At 67.1% G+C, this 6,195-nt stretch carries 6 protein-coding genes; all 6 read left to right on the top strand.

All coding sequences use genetic code 11. From position 1 onward, the window contains the following. Positions 1 to 194 precede the first annotated feature (194 nt). The 6 genes from fliE to fliJ all read left to right on the top strand — a co-directional run bounded on the left by fliE (position 195) and on the right by fliJ (position 6,157). Positions 195 to 524, top strand: coding sequence for a flagellar hook-basal body complex protein FliE (gene fliE / locus PSEWESI4_RS13315; RefSeq protein ID WP_187671692.1), 330 nt, complete (start codon positions 195 to 197; stop codon positions 522 to 524). A gap of 15 nt (positions 525 to 539) precedes the next feature. Further along, entirely contained in the window at positions 540 to 2,327 is a 1,788-nt protein-coding gene (fliF, locus tag PSEWESI4_RS13310; protein WP_187671691.1) for a flagellar basal-body MS-ring/collar protein FliF, read from the top strand. Beyond that, on the top strand, positions 2,320 to 3,336 hold the full coding sequence (gene fliG, locus PSEWESI4_RS13305; RefSeq protein ID WP_187671690.1) for a flagellar motor switch protein FliG: 1,017 nt from the start codon (positions 2,320 to 2,322) through the stop codon (positions 3,334 to 3,336). The genes fliF and fliG overlap by 8 nt, the downstream gene beginning before the upstream one ends. A 110-nt stretch (positions 3,337 to 3,446) precedes the next feature. Further along, positions 3,447 to 4,241, top strand: a complete 795-nt coding sequence (fliH, locus tag PSEWESI4_RS13300; RefSeq protein ID WP_187671689.1) for a flagellar assembly protein FliH — start codon at positions 3,447 to 3,449, stop codon at positions 4,239 to 4,241. Further along, on the top strand, positions 4,231 to 5,577 hold the full coding sequence (gene fliI / locus PSEWESI4_RS13295) for a flagellar protein export ATPase FliI (RefSeq protein ID WP_187671688.1): 1,347 nt from the start codon (positions 4,231 to 4,233) through the stop codon (positions 5,575 to 5,577). Before fliH ends, fliI begins: the two co-directional genes overlap by 11 nt. 136 nt (positions 5,578 to 5,713) lie before the next feature. Continuing rightward, on the top strand, positions 5,714 to 6,157 hold the full coding sequence (fliJ, locus tag PSEWESI4_RS13290) for a flagellar export protein FliJ (protein ID WP_187671687.1): 444 nt from the start codon (positions 5,714 to 5,716) through the stop codon (positions 6,155 to 6,157). Positions 6,158 to 6,195: the final 38 nt, after the last annotated feature.

Below are 6,195 nucleotides of genomic sequence, written 5' to 3'. Positions count from 1 at the left end.
CCTCCAGCCTCCAGCCTCCAGCCTCCAGCCTCCAGCCTCCAGCCTCCAGCCTCCAGCCTCCAGCCTCCAGCCTCCAGCCTCCAGCCTCCAGCCTCCAGCGCTTTTTTCGGCTTCTTGCCTTGTTGGCACCCTAGTTGCACATACCCCAGCAAAGCGCCAGCGGTGTCAAAAAACCGCGGCCAGCGGAGGAAGTCATGAGCCAGGGTGTCGAATTCAATCGTCTGATGTTGGAAATGCGCTCCATGCAGATGGAGGCGATGGCGCGTGCCAAGCCGGTGGCGGCAACGCCGGAGCCGGGGGCGCCGAGCTTTGCCGACATGCTGGGGCAGGCGGTGAACAAGGTCAGCGAGACCCAGCAGGTTTCCAACCAGTTGGCCACGGCCTTCGAGATCGGCACCAGCGGGGTCGACCTGACCGACGTGATGATCGCCCAGCAGAAGGCCAGCGTGTCCTTCCAGGCCATGACCCAGGTTCGCAACAAGCTGGTCCAGGCCTATCAAGACATCATGCAGATGCCGGTTTGAGGGCGGGGCTAATCCATGTCTGACGCAGTGATCGCCAACGTCCCCGCCAAGGCGGACGCCCAGGAGAAGAAGCCGCTGTTCGGCCTGTCGTTCCTGGAAAACCTTTCCGACATGAGCATGCTGCGCCAGGTCGGCCTGCTGGTCGGCCTGGCCGCCAGCGTGGCGGTCGGTTTCGCCGTCGTGCTCTGGTCGCAGCAGCCGGACTACCGGCCGCTGTTCGGCAGCCTGTCCGGCGTCGACGCCAACCAGGTCACCGAGGCGCTGGGCGCCGCCGACATCAAGTACCGCATCGAGCCAAACTCCGGCGCGCTGCTGGTCAAGGCCGACGACCTGGCGCGGGCCCGCCTGAAGCTGGCCAGCGCGGGCGTCGCGCCGCAGGACGGCAGCATCGGTTTCGAGATCCTCGACAAGGAGCAGGGCCTCGGCACCAGCCAGTTCATGGAGACCACCCGCTATCGCCGTGGCCTGGAAGGCGAGCTGGCGCGCACCGTGTCGAGCCTGAACAACGTCAAGGCCGCCCGTGTGCACCTGGCCATCCCGAAAAGCTCGGTGTTCGTCCGCGACGAGCGCAAGCCCAGCGCCTCGGTGCTGGTCGAGCTGTACCCGGGCCGCTCGCTGGAGCCGAGCCAGGTGATGGCGATCGTCAACCTGGTCGCCACCAGCGTGCCGGAGCTGGACAAGTCGCAGGTCACCGTGGTCGACCAGAAAGGCAACCTGCTGTCCGACCAGCAGGAGCTGTCCGAGCTGACCATGGCCGGCAAGCAGCTCGACTACACGCGCCGCCTGGAAGGTTCGCTGGCCCAGCGGGTCGACAATATCCTGCGCCCGGTGCTGGGCAGCGATCGTTACAAGGCCGAGGTGTCGGCGGACGTGGACTTCAGCGCGGTCGAGTCGACCTCGGAGATGTTCAACCCCGACCAGCCGGCGCTGCGCAGCGAGCAACGGGTCAACGAGGAACGCCAGAGCAGCCTGCCGCCACAGGGCGTACCGGGCGCGCTTTCCAACCAGCCGCCGGCCGCCGGCGCCGCGCCGCAGGATGCCACCGCCGCGGCTCCGGCCGCCGCGGGTCCGATCGCGCCGGGGCAGCCGCTGCTCGACGCCAATGGCCAGCAGATCATCGACCCGGCCACCGGCCAGCCGAAACTGGCGCCGTATCCGGCCGACAAGCGCGAGCAGTCGACCCGCAACTTCGAGCTGGACCGTTCCATCAGCTACACCCGCCAGCAGTCCGGGCGCCTGCGCCGGATTTCCGTCGCGGTGGTGGTGGACGATCAGTTCAGGGTCGATGCCAAGACCGGCGAAGTCACCCGCACACCCTGGAGCGCCGACGACATCGCCCGTTTCACCCGCCTGGTGCAGGACGCGGTCGGCTTCGACGCCAGCCGTGGCGACAGCGTCAGCGTGATCAACACGCAGTTCAACGCGCAGCAGGGCGAAGAACTCATCGACATTCCGTTCTACACCCAGCCGTGGTTCTGGGACATCGTCAAGCAGGTGCTCGGCGTACTGTTCATCCTGGTCCTGGTGTTCGGCGTGCTGCGTCCGGTGCTGAACAACATCACTGGCGGCGGCAAGAGCAAGGAGCTGGCCGTGGCCGGCGGTGGTCCCGGCGGCGACCTGGAGTTCGGCGAGATGGACGGCCTGGCCGCCGATCGCGTCAGCCTGGGTGGCCCGCAGCACCTCATGCTGCCGAGTTCGACCGAGGGTTACGAAGCGCAGTTGAACGCGATCAAGAGCCTGGTCGCCGAAGACCCGGGCCGGGTCGCCCAAGTCGTGAAAGAGTGGATCAACGCCGATGAGTGAGAATCGCGTCGCTACCAAGATGAACAAGGTCGACAAGGCCGCCATCCTCCTGCTGTCCCTCGGCGAGACCGACGCCGCCCAGGTGCTGCGCCACCTCGGGCCGAAGGAAGTGCAGCGGGTCGGCGTGGCCATGGCGCAGATGCGCAACATCCAGCGCGAGCAGGTCGAGCAGGTGATGGGCGAGTTCGTCGAGATCGTCGGCGACCAGACCAGCCTGGGCGTCGGCGCCGACAGCTACATCCGCCGGATGCTCACCCAGGCCCTCGGCGAGGACAAGGCCGGCAACCTGATCGACCGCATCCTGCTCGGTGGCAGCACCAGCGGCCTGGACAGCCTGAAGTGGATGGAGCCGCGCGCGGTGGCCGACGTGATCCGCTACGAGCACCCGCAGATCCAGGCCATCGTAGTCGCCTACCTCGACCCCGACCAGGCCAGCGAAGTGCTCAGCCACTTCGACCACAAGGTGCGCCTGGACATCGTCCTGCGCGTGTCCTCGCTGAACACCGTGCAGCCGGCCGCGCTCAAGGAGCTCAACCTGATCCTCGAGAAGCAGTTCTCCGGCAGCGCCAACAGCTCGCGGGCGACCATGGGCGGCGTCAAGCGTGCGGCGGACATCATGAACTTCCTCGACAGCTCCATCGAAGGCCAGTTGATGGACTCCATCCGCGAGATGGATGCGGACCTGTCGTCGCAGATCGAGGACCTGATGTTCGTCTTCGACAACCTTGCCGACGTCGACGACCGCGGCATCCAGGCGCTGCTGCGGGAGGTTTCCTCCGACGTGCTGGTGCTGGCGCTGAAGGGCTCCGACGACGCGGTCAAGGAAAAGATCTTCAAGAACATGTCCAAGCGCGCCGCCGAGCTGCTGCGCGACGACCTGGACGCGCGCGGTCCGGTGCGGGTCAGCGAAGTGGAAGCGGCGCAGAAGGAAATCCTCACCATTGCCCGGCGCATGTCCGAGTCCGGCGAGATCGTGCTGGGCGGCAAGGGTGGCGAGGAAATGCTGTAAGTTGGTCGCGGACCTGTAGGAAAAGCATCGTAGCCCGGATGCAATCCGGGAACCGATACTATCCGTTTTCCCCGGATTGCATCCGGCTACGTACCGAGTGACCCCGAACCATGTCGAACAAAGACAACCCCAGCGAACTGATCCGCGCCAAGGACGTCAGCGTCTTCGACCGCTGGGCCCTGCCGAGCTTCGATGGCGGCGGCGCAACGGTGGTCGACGATGCCTCCGAAGCCGCCGTCGGTGAGCCGGAGCCGGTCGTCGACGCCGAACCGCAGCCGAGCGAGGAGGTGCCGGTCGAGGCCGTCAAGCCGCTGACGCTCGAAGAGGTCGAAGCGATCCGCCAGGACGCCTACAACGAAGGCTTCGCCACCGGCGAGAAGGATGGCTTCCATGCCGGCCAACTGAAGGCCAAGCAGGAAGCCGAGCAGGCCCTGGCCGCCAAGCTGGCCAGCCTGGAAAGCCTGATGGAGCAGTTGCTGGAACCGATCGCCGAGCAGGACCGGCAGATCGAGCACTCGCTGGTCACCCTGGTCAACCATGTCACCCGCCAGGTGGTGCAGCGCGAACTGGCGCTGGACTCCAGCCAGGTGCGCCACGTGCTGCGCGAGTCGCTCAAGCTGCTGCCGATGGGTGCCGACAACGTGCGCATCTTCGTCAACCCGCAGGACTTCGCGGTGGTCAAGGCGTTGCGCGAGCGTCACGAGGAAAGCTGGCGCATTCTCGAAGACGAGGCGCTGCTGCCCGGCGGCTGCCGCGTCGAGACCGAGCACAGCCGCATCGACGCCAGCATCGAGACGCGCCTCTCCCAGGCCATCAAGCAGCTTTTCGAGCAGCAGCGCGAGCAGGCGGTGCATCCGCTGGCCGCCGATATCGACATCGACCTGGGCGCTTCCCATGCATCTTGAACGCACCAGCTTCGCCAAGCGCCTGGCCGGCTACACCGACGCCGTGCAACTGCCCGAGCAGCCGGTGGTGGAGGGGCGCCTGCTGCGCATGGTCGGCCTGACCCTGGAAGCCGAGGGCCTGCGCGCGGCGGTTGGCAGCCGCTGCCTGGTGATCAACGAGGGCGAATACCATCCGGTCCAGGTGGAGGCCGAGGTGATGGGATTTGCCGGCAGCAAGATCTTCCTCATGCCGGTCGGCAGCCTGGCCGGTATCGCTCCCGGCGCGCGCGTAGTGCCGCTGCCCGATACCGGCCGGCTGCCGATGGGCATGAGCATGCTCGGCCGGGTGCTCGACGGCGCCGGCAACGCGCTGGACGGCAAGGGCCGGATGCGTGCCGAGGACTGGGTGCCGATGGACGGCCCGACCATCAACCCGCTCAACCGCGACCCGATCAGCCAGCCGCTGGACGTCGGTATCCGCAGCATCAACGGACTTCTGACGGTGGGGCGCGGCCAGCGTCTCGGCCTGTTCGCCGGCACCGGCGTCGGTAAATCGGTGCTGCTGGGCATGATGACCCGCTTCACCGAGGCGGAAATCATCGTCGTCGGCCTGATCGGCGAGCGGGGCCGCGAGGTCAAGGAATTCATCGACCACATCCTCGGCGAAGAGGGCCTAAAGCGCGCGGTGGTGGTCGCCTCGCCGGCCGACGACGCGCCGCTGATGCGCCTGCGCGCGGCGATGTACTGCACGCGGATCGCCGAATACTTCCGCGACAAGGGCAAGAACGTCCTGCTGCTGATGGACTCGCTGACCCGCTACGCCCAGGCCCAGCGCGAGATCGCCCTGGCCATCGGCGAGCCGCCGGCGACCAAGGGCTATCCGCCGTCGGTGTTCGCCAAGCTGCCCAGGCTGGTCGAGCGTGCCGGCAACGCGGAGAAGGGCGGCGGCTCGATCACCGCGTTCTATACCGTGCTGTCCGAAGGCGACGACCAGCAGGACCCGATTGCCGACTCCGCGCGCGGCGTGCTCGATGGCCACTTCGTGCTGTCGCGCCGGCTGGCGGAGGAGGGGCACTACCCGGCTATCGACATCGAGGCGTCGATCAGCCGGGTGATGCCGCAGGTGGTCAGCGAGGAACACATGCGCCAGGCGCAGCGCTTCAAGCAATTGTGGTCGCGCTACCAGCAGAGCCGCGACCTGATCAGCGTCGGCGCCTACGTGCCCGGCGGCGACCCGGACACCGACCTGGCCATCGCCCGCCTGCCGGCCATGCAGCAGTACCTGCGCCAGGGACTGCGCGAGAGCGTGGGCATGGCGCAGAGCGAAGGGCAGCTTGGTACGGTGTTCGGGCAGTGATGGGACGAAAAAAACGCTGTAAGGCTGGAGGCTGGACGGAAAAGCACGTGGCCCTTGCGTCCGGCTTTCCAGCCTTCAGCGCTTTTCATCGATCTTCTTGCTCTGGGCGGGAGAGGGTTAGGGTGAGGGGCGGACCATGACCCTCTCCCGCGCCAAACGCTTGCAACCGGTAATCGACATGGCCGAGAAAGCCGAGCGCGAGGCCGCGCGCCAGCTCGGCCAGTGCCAGGGCCTGCTTGCCCAGGCCGAGGCCAAGCTCGGCGAACTGGAGCGCTACCGGGCCGACTACCAGCAGCAATGGGTGAGCGAAGGCCAGCGCGGGGTTTCCGGGCAGTGGCTGATGAACTACCAGCGCTTCCTCTCGCAACTGGAAGGCGCCATCGGCCAGCAACTGCGCAGCATCGCCTGGCACCGCGCCAACGCCGACAAGGCGCGGGCCCAGTGGCAGCAGCGCTATGCCCGCCTGGAGGGCCTGCGCAAGCTGGTGCAGCGCTACCAGGAGGAAGCGCGCATCGCCGCCGACAAGCACGAACAGCGCCTGCTCGACGAACTCGCCCAGCGCCTCCGCCCCGTGGAGTAGGGTTGGGCTTCAGCCCACCAAAAAAGAGTTCGACTCCG

Source organism: Zestomonas carbonaria (genome assembly GCF_904061905.1).
Taxonomy (GTDB): Bacteria; Pseudomonadota; Gammaproteobacteria; order Pseudomonadales; family Pseudomonadaceae; genus Aquipseudomonas; species Aquipseudomonas carbonaria.
The sequence above is the reverse complement of the archived record's forward strand: the minus strand, read 5'-3'. Positions and strand labels throughout refer to the sequence as shown.